The organism is Ruegeria sp. BHSC037, from assembly GCF_059613045.1.
The window spans coordinates 186,123-201,939 of the sequence record NZ_JBXWRT010000002.1 but is presented as its reverse complement, the minus strand read 5'-3'; the positions used below and the strand labels follow the sequence as shown (position 1 = coordinate 201,939).

13 protein-coding genes are annotated in these 15,817 nt (G+C 62.5%); 3 read left to right on the top strand and 10 right to left on the bottom strand.

Annotated elements, in window-relative coordinates; genetic code table 11:
• Window positions 1-32: 32 nt before the first annotated feature.
• The 5 genes from AC2FMN_RS02785 to AC2FMN_RS02765 all read right to left on the bottom strand — a co-directional run bounded on the left by AC2FMN_RS02785 (window position 33) and on the right by AC2FMN_RS02765 (window position 5,488).
• Window positions 33-1,310, bottom strand: a complete 1,278-nt coding sequence (locus tag AC2FMN_RS02785) for a DUF3422 family protein (protein ID WP_496686061.1) — start codon at window positions 1,308-1,310, stop codon at window positions 33-35.
• Window positions 1,311-1,416: 106 nt separating this feature from the next.
• Window positions 1,417-1,773: a VOC family protein gene (locus AC2FMN_RS02780; protein WP_496678893.1), complete on the bottom strand. Its 357-nt coding sequence runs from the start codon at window positions 1,771-1,773 to the stop codon at window positions 1,417-1,419.
• Window positions 1,774-1,871: 98 nt separating this feature from the next.
• The gene (locus AC2FMN_RS02775) at window positions 1,872-3,326 is read right to left on the bottom strand and encodes an NAD(P)(+) transhydrogenase (Re/Si-specific) subunit beta (RefSeq protein ID WP_496678892.1); all 1,455 of its coding nucleotides are present in this window, start codon (window positions 3,324-3,326) and stop codon (window positions 1,872-1,874) included.
• Window positions 3,327-3,339: 13 nt separating this feature from the next.
• Entirely contained in the window at window positions 3,340-4,908 is a 1,569-nt protein-coding gene (locus AC2FMN_RS02770; protein WP_496686216.1) for a Re/Si-specific NAD(P)(+) transhydrogenase subunit alpha, read from the bottom strand.
• Window positions 4,909-5,038: 130 nt separating this feature from the next.
• Window positions 5,039-5,488 (bottom strand): methyltransferase family protein, encoded by a 450-nt coding sequence (locus AC2FMN_RS02765; RefSeq protein ID WP_496686059.1) that lies wholly within the window; start codon window positions 5,486-5,488, stop codon window positions 5,039-5,041.
• 200 nt (window positions 5,489-5,688) lie between these two features.
• Here AC2FMN_RS02765 and kynU point away from each other — a divergent pair, with 200 nt between their 5' ends.
• A complete protein-coding gene (gene kynU, locus AC2FMN_RS02760; RefSeq protein ID WP_496686057.1) occupies window positions 5,689-6,882 on the top strand; it encodes a kynureninase in 1,194 nt (397 codons plus the stop codon).
• Here the strand turns inward: kynU and AC2FMN_RS02755 are convergent.
• Window positions 6,875-7,453 (bottom strand): TetR/AcrR family transcriptional regulator, encoded by a 579-nt coding sequence (locus AC2FMN_RS02755; RefSeq protein WP_496686055.1) that lies wholly within the window; start codon window positions 7,451-7,453, stop codon window positions 6,875-6,877. The two genes, kynU and AC2FMN_RS02755, sit on opposite strands and share 8 nt — an antisense overlap.
• Window positions 7,454-7,552: 99 nt before the next feature.
• On the opposite strand from AC2FMN_RS02755, the gene AC2FMN_RS02750 reads away from it, so the two are divergent.
• Together AC2FMN_RS02750 and AC2FMN_RS02745 are read left to right on the top strand one after the other, a co-directional pair.
• On the top strand, window positions 7,553-8,017 hold the full coding sequence (locus AC2FMN_RS02750; RefSeq protein WP_496686053.1) for a (2Fe-2S)-binding protein: 465 nt from the start codon (window positions 7,553-7,555) through the stop codon (window positions 8,015-8,017).
• A 3-nt stretch (window positions 8,018-8,020) separates the two neighbouring features.
• Window positions 8,021-10,261, top strand: coding sequence for a xanthine dehydrogenase family protein molybdopterin-binding subunit (locus AC2FMN_RS02745; RefSeq protein WP_496686050.1), 2,241 nt, complete (start codon window positions 8,021-8,023; stop codon window positions 10,259-10,261).
• A gap of 60 nt (window positions 10,262-10,321) precedes the next feature.
• Here the strand turns inward: AC2FMN_RS02745 and AC2FMN_RS02740 are convergent, their stop codons facing one another.
• From AC2FMN_RS02740 to AC2FMN_RS02725, 4 genes are all read right to left on the bottom strand, one after another.
• Window positions 10,322-11,953, bottom strand: a complete 1,632-nt coding sequence (locus tag AC2FMN_RS02740; RefSeq protein WP_496686047.1) for an autotransporter outer membrane beta-barrel domain-containing protein — start codon at window positions 11,951-11,953, stop codon at window positions 10,322-10,324.
• A gap of 179 nt (window positions 11,954-12,132) precedes the next feature.
• Window positions 12,133-12,912 carry a gamma-glutamyl-gamma-aminobutyrate hydrolase family protein gene (locus AC2FMN_RS02735; protein ID WP_490360757.1) on the bottom strand — a complete coding sequence of 260 codons (780 nt, stop codon included), beginning with the start codon at window positions 12,910-12,912 and terminating at the stop codon, window positions 12,133-12,135.
• A 189-nt stretch (window positions 12,913-13,101) separates the two neighbouring features.
• Window positions 13,102-13,527: a GlcG/HbpS family heme-binding protein gene (locus tag AC2FMN_RS02730; protein WP_496678876.1), complete on the bottom strand. Its 426-nt coding sequence runs from the start codon at window positions 13,525-13,527 to the stop codon at window positions 13,102-13,104.
• Window positions 13,528-13,563: 36 nt separating this feature from the next.
• Window positions 13,564-15,699, bottom strand: coding sequence for a malate synthase G (locus tag AC2FMN_RS02725; RefSeq protein WP_496686045.1), 2,136 nt, complete (start codon window positions 15,697-15,699; stop codon window positions 13,564-13,566).
• Window positions 15,700-15,817: the final 118 nt, after the last annotated feature.

Below are 15,817 nucleotides of genomic sequence, written 5' to 3'. Positions count from 1 at the left end.
AATACAGGCGCCGTGCGGGTTGGCAAGCCGCCCTATTCCAGCTTGCGGCGGATACGGCGCACGGCCAACCAGACAAGCGCCACAACAGGCAGCGTCACGCCTGCGGTCAACATCCCCTTGCTGATCCCCGCCTTGGTCAACGGATACAGCAGGTAACTGACCAGTGACACGGCATAATAGCTGATGGCCACCACTGAAAAACCCTCGACCGTGTGCTGCAGACGCAGGGCCAGATCCGCCCGGCGGTCCATGCTCTCCAACAAAGCCTGGTTCTGCGCGCTGCGCTCGACATCGACCCGCGTTCGCAGCAGGTCGCCGGCGCGAATGGCCCGGTCCGAAAGTGCCTGCAGCCGCCGTTCGGTTGCCTTGACCGTGCGCATGGCCGGGTCATAGCGGCGCATCATGAAATCGGCGAATGTCTGACGCCCGTGGAAGCGATCCTCGCGCAGCGCCTCGATTCTCTGGTGCACGATGGCCTCATAGGCCCCCGTCGCGGCAAAGCGAAAAGCCGAACGCGCCGACAGCGTCTCGAGCTCGGTCGACGTGGCCAGCAATTGCGGCAACAGATCGTCAGGATGGGTCTTGTCCTTGGTCATCTCGCCCATCAGCTGGGTCAGTTGCCGGTCCAACTCGCCGATCTGGGGCATCAGGGCCTTGACCCGGGCAAAGCCCAACATGGACATCGCCTTGTAGGTCTCGATCTCGCAAAGGCGTTGGATGATCCGGCCGGTGCGCCTGCGCCCGGTGCCCTCGGACACGAACAGGGCAAACCGCATGTGGCCCGCCGGGTCGATGCGAAAATCGCTGGCGCAGATCGCCGAGTCGTCCAGCACCTGTGACACAGCCAAGCTTTCGGGTTCGAACCAGTCCGCCAGTGCGGCTTGCGTGGCCCCGTCATCCGGGCGCGGCACCACCCGCAGCATGATCGAGGTCACACGCTGCCCAGGACTGGCCATCAGCCAGTCGGGGGGGAATACCTCGAAATCGGCGGGGTTGAAGGCGCGCTCGCTGACATTCTGAGTGATGGCCGTGTAGGTCACAAATTCCGTGTGGTGTTCCCACTTCAACCAATGTCGCCCGATCTGGCCGGCATAGTGGGTGGCATCGGGTTGCGGATGCTGCGCCCCGTGGCGGTCCAACAGGTCGATAAGGTGGGCCATATCTTCGGCTCGGTCGCGCGCCACCGCGGCGACCGGTTTTTTGATCGCAAGGAAGACAACCGTGCACGGGGCCTGCGCAACGGGGAACGGCCGCGCGTGCAATTCATTGGCCAACGTATAGCGCAGCGGATGATCCTCGATTGGCGTCATGAACGGCTCCTTGTGTTCCGGGCACTATACGACACCGGCTGATTTCATCAATTCTCTTTTTATTTCATATACTTACATGGATACCGCGGTATACAAGCCAGCTATCTCATTGATTTGGCTGCCAGAGCTCGATCGGATTGCCCTCGGGGTCGTTCAAGCGGGCGAATGTTCCGATCTCGCTGTTCCATTCGTCTCGGGTCTCCACCGCGATTCCAGCCGCGCGCAGTTGGTCGACCATGGCCGCCAGATCGTCGACGCGGAAATTGATCATCCATTGTTGCGCCGCATCACCGAAATAGTCCGTATCTTCGGCGAAAGGGGCAAACACGGTGTAGCCTTCGCGCTGCTTCCACGGGACAGGGTCATAGTGGTTGACGCCCAGATGGGCCTCGTACCATTGCGACAGAGCCTTCGGATCACGGGCGCGAAAGAACACACCGCCAATGCCGTTTACCTTCTGCATGGAACACCTCGTGCCGTTGGGGGTTGCTGTGGCATCATACCCTGAAACGGAAAAAGGCGCCCGCGAGGGGCGCCTTTTCCAAGGATATGGGCCGCGGATCAGTCGATCATTGGCAGCAGCTTGTCCAGCGACTGCTTGGCGTCGCCATAGAACATGCGGGTGTTTTCCTTGTAGAACAGCGGGTTTTCGATACCCGAATACCCGGTGCCCTGCCCGCGTTTCGAGACGATCACCTGCTTGGCCTTCCACACTTCGAGCACCGGCATCCCCGCGATGGGCGAGTTCGGGTCTTCCTGCGCGGCCGGGTTCACGATGTCGTTCGAGCCGATGACAATGACAGCGTCCGTGTCCGGGAAATCATCGTTGATCTCATCCATCTCCAGCACGATGTCATAGGGTACCTTGGCCTCGGCCAGCAGCACGTTCATGTGGCCCGGCAGGCGGCCCGCAACGGGGTGGATGGCAAAGCGCACGTTCTTGCCTTTGGCGCGCAGCTTGCGCACCAGTTCACTGACCGACTGCTGCGCCTGTGCCACCGCCATGCCATACCCCGGCACGATGATGATGCTGTCGGCATCGTTCAGTGCTGCGGCGACACCTTCGGCGTCGATGGCCACCTGTTCGCCTTCCACGGCCATCTGTTCGCCCTGCGGGCCGCCGAAGCCGCCCAGGATCACGCTGACAAAATGGCGGTTCATCGCCTTGCACATGATGTAGGACAGGATCGCACCCGACGAGCCAACCAGCGCGCCGACCACGATAAGCAGGTCGTTCCCCAGCGAGAAACCGATAGCCGCCGCAGCCCAGCCCGAATAGCTGTTCAGCATCGACACTACCACCGGCATGTCGGCACCGCCGATGCCCATGATCAGGTGATAACCGATGAACAGCGCCGCCAGCGTCATCAGGAACAGCGGGAAGAAGCCACCCGAAGCGGTGTACCAGATCAGACAGATCAACGAGAGGCCGGCCGCGGCCGCGTTCAGCGCATGCCCGCCCGGCAGCTTGGTTGCCGCCGAGGTGACCTTGCCGGCCAGCTTTCCATAGGCCACGACCGAACCGGTAAAGGTGATCGCACCGATGAAGATGCCCAGGAACAGCTCGACATGCAGAATGGCCAGCTCGGCCGGGGTTTTCTTGGCGATCAGTTTCGCGAAGGCCCCCAGATCCGACAGGTCGGCATCCTTGGCCGCGTCAACGATCGCAAAGACTTCGGCGACGTTCTTGATCTCGAAATGGGCATTGTAGCCGACGAATACGGCCGCCAGACCCACCAGCGAGTGCATGGCGGCCACAAGCTGCGGCATCTCAGTCATCTGGACGCGCTGCGCCACGTATTGACCGATCAGGCCGCCGCCGATGATCAGCAGCAGCGACAGTGGCCACAGGCCCGATCCGGGGCCGACCAGCGTGGCGAACACCGCCAGCGCCATGCCGACGATGCCGTACCAGACCGCGCGTTTGGCGCTTTCCTGGTTCGACAGACCGCCGAGCGAAAGGATGAACAGAACAGCCGCAACGACATAGGCGGCGGTGGTGAAGCCAAATTCCATGTGCCCGGCCTCCTTAAGATTTCTGGAACATGGCGAGCATGCGCCGGGTTACGAGGAAACCGCCGAAGATGTTGATCCCGGCCATGAAGATTGACAGCGCCGCCAGCAGAATGACGAGGAAAGACCCCGACCCGATCTGCATCAACGCTCCCACGATGATGATCGAGGAAATCGCGTTGGTGATCGCCATCAACGGCGTGTGCAGGCTGTGGCTGACGTTCCAGATTACCTGGAAGCCAACGAAGACCGACAACACGAAAACGATGAAGTGCTGCATGAAGCTGGCCGGAGCCACCAGCCCCACCAACAGCATCAGCGCACCGCCCACGCCCAGCAGCGTCACCTGCTGTTTCGTCTGCGCCTTGAAGGCCGCGACCTCTTGCGCGCGCTTTTCTTCGGGCGTCAGTTCCTTGACCTCGGCCTTGGGTTTGGTCGCGATGGCCTGCACCTTGGGCGGTGGCGGCGGGAAAGTGATCTGCCCTTCGTGGGTCACGGTCGCTCCGCGGATCACGTCGTCTTCCATGTCGTGAACGATCTGCCCGTCCTTGTTGGGCGTCAGATCGGTCATCATGTGCCGGATGTTGGTGGCGTACAGCATCGAGGCCTGCGTCGCCATGCGGCTGGGGAAGTCGGTATAGCCGATGATGGTGACGCCATTGTCGGTAACGATCTTTTCGTCCGGAACGGTCAGCTTGCAGTTGCCGCCCTTCTCGGCCGCGAGGTCCACGATGACCGAGCCGCGTTTCATCGACTGAACCATGTCCTCGGTCCACAGCTCGGGCGCCTCGCGGTTGGGGATCAGCGCCGTGGTGATGACGATGTCCATTTCGGGCGCCATCTCGCGGAACTTGGCCAGCTGCGCCTCGCGGAACTCGGGGCTGGAAGGCTTGGCATAGCCGCCGGTTTCCGCGCCGTCCTGATCGTCCTGGAAATCCAGATAGACGAACTCGGCGCCCATGGATTCGACCTGTTCGGCCACTTCGGGGCGCACGTCGAACGCATAGACCACAGCACCCAGGCTGACGGCCGTGCCGATCGCGGCCAGACCGGCCACGCCGGCTCCCACGACCAGAACCTTGGCCGGCGGCACCTTGCCCGCGGCGGTGACCTGACCGGTGAAGAACCGGCCGAAATTGTTGCCCGCCTCGATCACGGCGCGATAGCCGGCGATGTTGGCCATCGACGACAGCGCATCCATCTTCTGCGCGCGGCTGATGCGGGGCACCATCTCCATCGCGATGACGTTGGCGCCCTTTTCCTTGGCCAGTTCCATCCCTTCTTCGTTCCCGGCCGGGTTGAAGAACGAGATCAGCGTCTTGCCCTTGGTCAGACGCTTGAGTTCGGTTTCGGTGGGCACGCGCACCTTGGCGATGATGTCGGCCGTTTTCCACAAAGAAGCGGCGGTCTTGACGATTTCGACCCCGACGGCCTCGTAAGCCTCGTCCGAGAACCCGGCGGCCGCACCGGCCCCTTTCTCGATCGCGCAGTCGTAGCCCAGTTTCTGCAACTGAACGGCCGACTCCGGAGTCATCGCGACCCGGTTCTCGCCCTTTAGTATTTCCTTTGGCGTGCCTATTTTCACCGGCATGTCCCCCTAATTATCACTCTGTCCGAGCGGCTGATCGGTATTTCCTGTTAAGCAATCATGTATCCCGCGCAACATTATTTCGCAAGCGCAGCATTCATTACGTTGTGTCACGGGTCGGCGCATCTCAGATCCAGCGCCGGGTTTTGCGTTCGTAGCGCGCGAAATCCGCACGGAAGATGCGGCGAAGGCGGTTTTCCTCGGGCAGGATGAACCGCCGTTCAAGCACCCAGACGAAGACCGGAACCAACACCATCGACAACACGGCATCGAAGCGCAGGATCAAGCCGGCAAGGATCAGGACATCGCCCAGATAGATCGGATTGCGGCTGCGCTTGTAAATGCCCGACTGCACCAGCGCCGAGGGTGTTTCATGCGGAATGACCGTCGTACGGTGGCGGCGGAATTCGACGATTGCCAGAACCGCCAGCAGGATGCCTGCACCGATCAACAGCCCGCTCAGCAGATCCGTGAACCAGCCTTCCAGCGAAAGGCCGAACGACAGATAGCGGCCCTGCAACCAAGCCAGTGCCGCAAAGCCCACAAGCCACAGTGGCGGTAAGTCGATACGGCGCATTCGCATCCCTTCGTTGTCGCGACAATCACGGGCAGATTGTCGCTTCCGACTTACGTCCTACCGTTTTCAGGACAGGATGGCAAAACCCCAAGGTGTCGCAACCCGAAATCGGGCCATCGCCCCCTGAACACCCGATCATGGACAGTCCAGCGTCGATCCGATACCCCCAGATCGAAGAAGAAAAACCCTAGGGATCCAGCATGACCGATTTCGCCGCCACCAAAGCCATGTTCAACCTGCCGGGAGGAGTTCTGTATCTGGACGGCAACTCGCTGGGCCCTCTGCCCAAGGCGGCGGCCGCAAAGGTGCAGAAAATGCTGACCGAGGAATGGGGCCAGATGCTGATCACCGGGTGGAACAAGGCCGGATGGATGGGTATGCCGACCGACCTGGGCGATCGGATCGGCCGCTTGATCGGCGCCGCGTCCGGCACGGTCGTGGTGGGCGACACGCTGTCGATCAAGGTCTATCAGGCGGTTGCCTCGGCATTGGAGCTGAACCCGGGGCGCAAGGTGGTCCTGTCCGACAATGGCAACTTTCCCTCCGATCTTTACATGGCTGACGGGCTGCTGCGCTCGCTGGGCGAGGAGTACGAGCTGCGGGTCGTGGACCCCCAGGCCGTGGCAGAGCACATTACCGATGAAGTCGCCGTGCTGATGCTGACCGAGGTCGACTATCGCACCGGCCGCATGCATGACATGAAGGCGCTGACCGAGCTGGCCCATGCACGCGGCGTCATCACGGTGTGGGATCTTGCCCACTCTGCCGGGGCCATCCCGGTGGACTTGGCCGGGTGCAACGCCGATTTCGCGGTGGGGTGCACCTACAAATACCTCAACGGTGGTCCGGGCGCCCCCGCCTTCATCTATGTCGCGCCGAAATGGGCCGACACCGCGCGCCCGGCCCTGTCGGGCTGGCTGGGACACGAGGTCCCCTTCGCCTTCGACCTGGACTATCGCCCCGGCGCAGGCATCGAGCGCATGCGCGTCGGCACGCCGCCGGTGATCCAGATGACCGCGCTGGCCGCCGCGATGGATATCTGGGACATGGCCGACATGGATGATGTGCGCGCGAAGTCCATCGCTCTGACCGAACAGTTTATCCAGCAGGTCGAGGCCACCTGCCCCGATCTGGAACTGGCCAGCCCGCGCGACCCCGCAATGCGCGGCAGCCAAGTCTCGTTCCGTTTTGCCGACGGGTACGCGGCGATGCAGGCCCTGATCGTCCGCGGCGTGATCGGGGATTTCCGCGCGCCCGACATCATGCGGTTCGGCTTCACGCCGCTGTATATCGACGAAGGCGACGTGACGCGCGCCGTAGAGGTCCTGGCGGACATCATGCAAAACCGTTTGTGGGACAAACCGGAATACAAGATCCGGCAGCGGGTTACCTGACCTCAAGCCCCGCGCCGATCAGCGCGGTCAGCTGGGCGATGCGCTGCTCGAACTCCTCGGCGTTCGAGGCGGTCATCTTGATCCCCTTCAGCGCGGCGGTGATGGTCCGCGCGGTCTCGGCCGGACCGTCTGGCAGTCGCACTCGACCCGCCGCCAGTTCGCGCTTCAGCCATTCGGCGTAAAGGTCCGCCAGCGCCGCCTCACCCTCGGCCACGATGTCGGCAGCGGTGGACTTGCTGGTATCCAGCATTTCAAGCCCATGCGGCGACGCCAGTATGGCCGCCATCCCGGCGATTTGCGCGTCAATCGCCCGCGCCAGAATGTCGGACACCGCTCCATCGCCCTGCAGCGCCTGCGTCACCGCCGCGATCTTTTCGGCGTAATGCGCCTGCGTCAGGCTGCGAACGATGGCCTCTTTGTTCTTGTAATGCAGATAGACCGCCGGACGGGACATACCCGCGCCACGCGCTATGTCATCCATCGAGGTCTTGCGGAACCCATAGGCGGAAAAGGCCTGAAACGCCGAAGTCAGAATCGCCTTTGCCCGTGTATCATCCAGTTTTTCCGCCATGAATTGACCTCTGACAGTTTCGCGCGAAATTGTCAATTGACGCACTGACATTTTTCATAAATTATGTCATAAACCAGCCACAGCCAAAAGAGGTGCGCCATGGCGACCACGCTGACGATCAACGGCAAGACGCATCAGTTCGATCTTCCAGACGACGTGCCCCTGTTGTGGGTGCTGCGCGATGAGGTGGGCCTGACCGGAACCAAGTTCGGCTGCGGGGTGGCCGCCTGCGGAGCCTGCACGGTGCATATCGATGGCGAAGCCGTCCGCTCGTGCCAAGTCGCCCTTTCGGATGTCTGGGGCGAGGTCACCACGATCGAAGGATTGGGAACGCCCGACAACCTAGCCACGATCCAGCAGGCCTGGGTCGACCATCAGGTCGCGCAATGCGGCTATTGCCAGTCGGGGCAGATCATGCAGGCCGCCGCGCTGCTGGCCGAAAACCCCGCCCCCACGGATGCCGAGATCGACGAGGCGATGCAGGGCAACCTGTGCCGCTGTGGCACCTATCCCCGCATCCGCGCCGCGATCCACGACGCCGCCGTCAAGATGAAGGAGGCCTGATTCATGGCCAGCATCGGAAAAATCCTGCGCCGCACTTTCCTGATCGGGTCTGCCGCCATCGTCGGCGGCGTGGCCTTCGGCGTTTATTACGTCAATCGCCCTGCCAAAAACCCGCTGAAACCGGGCGAAGGCGAAGCGGCCCTGAACCCCTTCATCCTGATCGATCAGAACGGCGTGACCCTGTTTGCGCCCCGCGCCGAGATGGGCCAGGGCGTGAAAACCACCTGGGCCGCCCTGATCGCCGAAGAACTGGACGTGGATCTGGATCAGGTCACCGTTCTGCACGGGCCTGCGGCGGCGGCCTATTACAACTCGGCCTTGATCGGCGAGAGCTTGCCCAACAAGGGCTATGACGTCTCGAACTTCCAGCACAACCTGGGAGAGGCCCTGGGCGTGATCGGCAAGGCGCTCAGCCTGCAGGTCACCGGCGGCTCGACCTCGATGAAGGACGGGTTCGAGCGGATGCGCGCGGCCGGCGCCTCGGCCCGCGAAACGTTGAAACAGGCGGCTGCCGACCGGCTGGGCATTGACCGCGACCAGTTGAAAACCGCCTCGGGCCACGTCATCGCGCCTGATGGCAGCAAAATCGCCTATACCGAGCTGGCTGCCGACGTGGCGCAGATGGATCCGATTGAGGCGCCCCTGCGCGACCCGTCTGAATGGCGCTATCTGGGTCGGACCCTGCCGCGTCTGGACATGGTGGAAAAGGCCACCGGCACGGCCCAGTTCGGCGTTGACGTGCGCCTTCCGGGCATGAAATTCGCCAGCGTGCGGATGAACCCCAGGCTGGGCGGTCAGATGAACGGCTTCGACGACAGCGCCGCCCGCGCGATGCCGGGCGTCGAAAAGATTGTCGATCTGGGCAATGGCGTTGCGGTGATTGCCACCAACACCTGGCTGGCAAACCAGGCGGTCGAGGCCATCGACGTCGATTGGGGCGAGGCCCCCTATCCCCCTGAAACCGAATCCATCTTTACCGAGATCGCCAAGGCCTTCGACACGGACCCGAACTCGACCATGCGCGATGACGGCGATGTCAGCACCGTTCCCGAAGGCGCAACAGTGATCGAAGCTGAATACACTGTCCCCTACCTGGCCCACGCCACGATGGAACCGATGAACGCCACCGCGCTGTTTACCGGCGACGCCTTGGAATTGTGGTGCGGGAACCAGGCGCCCACGCTGATCCAGTTCCGCGTTGCCAACACCGCGGGTCTGGATACCGAAGCAGTCCAAATCCACACCACCTATCTGGGCGGCGGGTTCGGTCGCCGCGGAGAATTGGATTTCGGCGAAATCGCAACCAAGGTTGCCATGGCGGTGCCGGGCACTCCTGTCCAGACCACCTGGAGCCGTGAAGAGGATATGCGCCACGATTACTACCGCCCCGGTGCGATGGCGCGGATGCGCGGCGCGGTTCAGGATGGCAAGGCAGTGCTTATCGACGGTGCGGTCGCCGCGCAGTCCTGCACGCAGCAAGCCGTCGAGCGCTATACCGGCATGCCCGGCGCTGGCCCCGACAAGGTGCTGGTCGAAGGGTTCTTCAACCAGCCCTACGCGGTGCCCAACTATCGCATGAGCGGCCACATCGCCGATCTGAAGATCCCTGTAGGTTTCTGGCGCTCGGTCGGCAACAGCCACAACGGCTTCTTCCACGAGACATTCATCGACGAGATGGCCCATGCCGCCGGACGCGACCCGCTGGAGTTCCGGCTGGAGCTGATGCGCGACGAACACGCGCCTTCGGCCGGATGCCTGGAAGCCGTGCGCGACATGTCCGGCTGGACGGGCAAGACCCCAGATGGCGTGGGGCGCGGCGTGGCCTTCACCTACAGCTTCGGTACCCCGGTCGCGCAGGTGATCGAGGTGGTGGACGAAGACGGCACCATCCGTATCAGCAAGGCCTGGATCGCCTGCGACATGGGGCTGGCGCTGGACCCCGAAAACGTCAAGGCGCAGATGTTCGGCGGCATGATGTACGGCCTGTCGGCGGCCTGCTATGGCGAAATCACTTTTGCCGATGGCGAGGTCGAGCAGATGAACTTCCCCGACTATGACGCGCTGCGCATGCACACCGCGCCGCAGGTCGAGGTTCAGGTTCTGGAAACCAATCGCTTCATGGGTGGAGCGGGCGAACCCGGCACGCCGCCCTCGATGCCGGCGCTGGGCAACGCGCTGTTTGACCTGACCGGCCAGCGCGCCCGATCCCTGCCGCTCAATAAACAGTTCAACCTTCTGGTATGAAACGAAAAAGACCGACCCGGACGCCCTGGCCGGTCTTTTTCAAGCGTGACCGCACAGGGGCTAAAAGTTCACAGAAAGATAGATGGACGCTTCGGTTGAATCGAGATCGGCCTCGAACAGGCTCAGGTATCCGACCGAGGCTTCGAGAAACACGGCATCGCTGGCTTGCGCCCGCACACCCAGACGTGTGGCCCAGGTCAGATCGTCTAATTCAGCCCCCGCCGTTTCAAAACCAAAATTTACCCGGTCTATCCAGTAAGATGCGCTGACTGAAACGTAAGGCGACATGATGGATCTCGAGGTCATGAAGGGCCGACTAATCTCCAACTCGGGTGTCAGGGCACCATACCGCGCGCCGCCGACTTCGCTCATGATGTTCGTGGGACTTCCCGCTAAGCTACCGCTCAGTTCAAATTCCGCGGCGCCATAGTCATAGTAGTCAAAGGCAAGGGAGGGGCGCAAAACAAAAGCCCCAGCTTCATACTGGCCGATCGCCTCGAGGTTTGCCCGCCAACGCGAACGATCAAAGCTGCCATCCAGCTGCAACACTGAAACGTCCGTTGTAAACCGGCCATATGTTGCAACGCCGGTCAAAACCCAGGTTTCGCTGGCGCGCCATGAAAAATAGGGGCCCACAGACACCCCACTCACATCCTTCGCAAGCTGACCACTGAAGCCTTGCGTGTTCGTGTTTTCGTATTCGACCTGAAAGCCAAGTACCAAGTCCTCGCGAACAAGCCGATCGATACCCGCTGCGAAATAACTGTCTGAAATATCCGTGTCCCGAAAGCCCCGAGTGTCTTGGGTTTCGGTATAGGTGAAATCAGACCACACGTTCCAGGGGGTGGGCGGCGCCCATTCCCGTCCCGGCGTCAGTGGTGGACCCACGACCGGGTCGCACAGCGCCGGGTCCAGCTTACCCGACGCCTCCTGAACGCATGCAGACCTTGGGTAGTAGTCACGTCGGCCATTGCCACTGCTCGTGCGCGGCACCGCTGTCGTGGCGACACCACCACCGCCGGAGCCACCATTGCCGCCTCCGCCAAAGCCGCCGCCGGAGCCGCCGTTGCCGCCACCGCCAAAACCGCCGCCCGAACCGCCGTTGCCGCCACCGCCAAAACCGCCGCCCGAGCCGCCGTTGCCGCCTCCGCCAAAACCGCCGCCCGAACCGCCGTTGCCGCCACCGCCAAAGCCGCCGCCCGAGCCACCGTTGCCGCCACCGCCAAAACCGCCGCCCGAACCGCCGTTGCCGCCACCGCCAAAGCCGCCACCCGAGCCGCCGTTGCCGCCACCGTTACCCCCACCCCCACCCGGCAAGGTCCAATCACGTTTCTGGTTTTGCGTATCAATCAGGCAGTCTTTGCCATTTGGCGCACCACCTTGCTTGAAAAGCCGGTGAACGCCACCGTTACCATTGGAAACAAAGGGCGAAAGCGAAAGATGAACACCCTTCCGCGAACTGCTCCACGTGTCGACCGTCGAATTGCCTTGGGCGGCTTCCAGTCGGAAATTTCCCTGCCCCGTTGCAGACAACCAAACCGAAGAGGCGGAATCCCGGGTTCGTCCAATATACACCAAATCGCCCAAAGAACCGCATTGTTGCGCAAACGCTTCCGACGACAAGACTGCCGCCGTGAACATCGGCACCACCCAGCGCCCTACCGGGAAGGCAAATTGTCCAAGGTTTGACATCGGTAAATTCCCTCAAAACCGCCGCCTGCGCCGAAACAGGGCTGACGTCAGCAACAGCCTGCTGTTGCATCAAGGAATTCGCAACGCCCATGGGGTCGCTTGCCAAAATACTCCTGACACCATGCCCAAATAACAACAGCTGGCGGACAACCGTCGCCTAGCACGAGCCCGGAAGGCAATCAGGCCGTCATTTGATAGGGTGCAGCCTTGTTTCCCCGAGCCCAGGCCCGAACGGCGTCGCCGAAGGCCTGAAACAGGGGCCGCGACACCGGGTCATTGGCGGCATCCCATTCCGGGTGCCATTGCACCGACAGGGTAAACCCGGGCGCATCTTGGATATAGATCGCCTCGGGCGTACCATCCGGCGCGTGGCCGTCGATCACCACGCCCTTGCCCACCGTCTTGATGCCCTGCCCATGCAGCGTATTGGTCATCACCTCACTGGCGCCGAACAGTCGGTGAAAAACCCCGCCCTCCGTCAGCTTGACCACATGGCGCAGGGCGAATTTCTCTTCCAGCGTGCCATCGGGCGGCATGCGGTGGTTCATCCGGCCGGGCAGATCGCGGATTTCCGGGTACAAAGTGCCGCCCATGGCCACGTTGACCTCTTGGAACCCTCGGCAGATGCCCAGAAAGGGCTGGCCGCGTTCCACGCAAGCCCGCACCAGCGGCAGGGTGATTGCATCACGCGCCCGGTCGAATTCACCATGCGCGTCAGTTGCCGGCTCGCCGTATTCCTCGGGGTGAACGTTAGGGCGGCCACCGGTCAGCAAGAAACCGTCGCAAACCTCAAGCAGCTCGGCCACGTCGACATAGCGCGGGTCGGCTGGGATCAGCAGCGGCAGACAGTTCGAAACATTCGCGACCGCGTCCGAATTCATCGTTCCACCGGCATGGGTGGGATACTGGTCGTTCATCAGATACGAATTGCCGATGATGCCAACGACGGGTCGGGACATTCCGCTACCTTGCTGTTTTACATGCACTGGTCGGAAATTATCCGCCCCTTCAGTAACGTGCAAGAAAACACGCCCTGCACCATGGCGCAAGGACGTGTTCAGATACGCACATTTCGTTTCCGATTTCCGCAGAGCGCTGGACGGATTTCCCGAACGATCTGCCGTGTGCGTGACGGCAGCACCAACCGATCAGGTCTCGCCGGTCAGCCCAGCGGCATCGATCCCGGCCATGGCTGCAACCACGTCGTTGTCCGAGGTGTCGCCGGTGACGCCGACGGCCCCGATCACCGCGCCCTTGCGGTCGCGCAACAGCACGCCGCCCGGCACCGGCACGACCTGACCGCCATAGACCCCATTCACCGCGGCCATGAAATAGGCCTGCGCCTCGGCCCGCTGCATCTGGGCGGTGCCTGCCATACCCAGCATGACCGATCCATAGGCCTTGCCATGGGCAATCGCGAACCGGCCGGGGGCCGCGCCGTCCTCGCGCTCGAAGGCGATGACATGGCCGCCAGCGTCCAGCACCACCACCGACAGGGGTTTCAGGTCCATCTCGCGCCCTTTCTCAAGGGTTTTGCGAATGATGGTGCGGGCCTTTCTGAGTGAAACCGACATGATCTTGTCCTCTGTCTGCGGTGGTCTGTCCCGGTTCTAGCCCTGACGGGCCTTCAGTTCCAGCCGTCGCGCATGCAGGACCGGCTCGGTATAGCCCGAGGGCTGCACCCGCCCCTTGAACACCAGGTCGCAGGCGGCCTGGAAGGCGATGCCGTCGTAACCCGGTGCCATGGGCCGATAGGCCGGGTCCTCCGCGTTCTGACGGTCAACCACTGCGGCCATCTTCTTCATCGCGGCCATCACATGATCGGCGCTGATCACGTCGTGATGCAGCCAGTTGGCCAGCGCCTGGCTCGAGATCCGGCAGGTGGCGCGATCCTCCATCAGACCCACGTCGTTGATATCGGGCACCTTCGAGCAGCCGACGCCCTGATCGACCCAGCGTACGACGTATCCCAGGATGCCCTGTGCGTTGTTCTCGATCTCGCGGGTGATCTCGTCGTCGCTGAGGTTGCGGCCGCCAAGCAGCGGGATGGTCAGCAGATCGTCGAGCGTGCCGCGCGGGCCTCCGGCAGCGATCTCGTCCTGACGGGCCAAGACGTCCACCTTGTGGTAATGAGTCGCGTGCAGGGTCGCTGCGGTGGGCGACGGCACCCAGGCGCAGGTCGCACCGGCCATGGGGTGGCCAATCTTGGCCTCGAGCATCTCGCCCATCCGGTCGGGCATGGCCCACATGCCCTTGCCGATCTGCGCCCGCCCCTTCAGACCGCAGGCCAGCCCGATATCGACATTGCGATCCTCGTAGGACTGGATCCATGGCGTATTCTTCATGTCGCCCTTGGGCAGCATCGGCCCGGCCTCCATCGAGGTATGGATTTCATCCCCCGTCCGGTCGAGGAATCCGGTATTGATGAAGGCCACCCGCGATTTCGCGGCGCGGATGCATTCCTTGAGGTTTACCGAAGTCCGGCGTTCCTCATCCATGATGCCCAGTTTCACGGTGTTGCGCGGCAGGCCCAGAATGTCCTCGACCATGTCGAAGATCCGGACCGAAAACGCCACCTCTTCGGGTCCGTGCATCTTGGGCTTGACCACATAGACCGAACCGTGGACCGAGTTGCCGCCATCACGCTGCAGGTCGTGCATCGCGATCAGCGTGGTGCAAAGCGCGTCCATCAGCCCCTCGCCGATCTCGTTGCCCTCGGCGTCCAGCACGGCTGGGTTGGTCATCAGGTGGCCCACATTACGCACCAGCATCAGCGACCGGCCCTTGAGGCTGCCGGCCGATCCGTCGGGCCGGGTAAAGGCGATGTCCTCGGACAGTTTGCGGGTAAATGTATGGCCGCCCTTCGTGACCTCTTCGGTCAGATCGCCCTTCATCAGGCCCAGCCAGTTGCCATAGGCCACGACCTTGTCCTCGGCATCGACACAAGCCACCGAATCTTCGCAGTCCATGATGGTGGATAGGGCCGACTCCAGGCGCACATCGGAAATGCCCGCCGGGTCCGAGGCCCCAATGGTGCTGGACGGGTCGATCATGATCTGGATGTGCAGGCCGTTATTCCTCAGCAGTAAGAAGTCCGGGGCCTCGGCTCGGCCGCCGAAGCCCACGAATTTCCCGGGCTCGGCCAGCGCCGGAACCAATGCGCCGCCTTCGACCTTCAGACCGGATACATCGGCCCAGCTGCCTTGGGCAAGCGGTGCTGCCTCGTCTAGAAACGCCTTGGCCCAAGCGATGACCCGCGCACCGCGGGCCGCGTCATAGCCACCCCCTTGCGGCAGGTCGCCCATCGCGTCGGTGCCATAGAGCGCGTCATACAGGCTGCCCCAGCGGGCGTTGGCCGCGTTCAGGGCAAAACGCGCATTGGTGATCGGCACCACCAGCTGCGGGCCGGGCGTCGCGGCGATCTCGGGGTCGACATTCGCCGTGTCGATCTGGAAATCGGGGCCTTCATCCAGCAGATAGCCGATTTCGCGCAGAAAGGCTTGGTACTCGGCCATGTCGATGGGTTGCCCCTTGCGGGCCAGGTGCCATGCGTCGATCCGGCTTTGGATCTCGGCGCGCTTGTCCAGCAATTCGCGGTTCTGCGGCCCCAGCTCGGCCACCATCCGCGCGAGGCCCGCCCAGAACGCATCGGGGGCCACCCCGGTTCCCGGCAGCGCCTGCTGCTCAATGAATTCGGCCAGAACCGTGTCTACGTTCAGCCCGTGCCGGTCTTGTCTGCCGCTCATGAATCGAATCTCCCGCCCTGTCGTAACATTGGTCTAGTTCACCAAATAAGCCGAGCGTTTCCGATAGGCAACTTCTGCGTTCAATTTTTGGTAAAATTTTTTTACCAAAAATCGACAT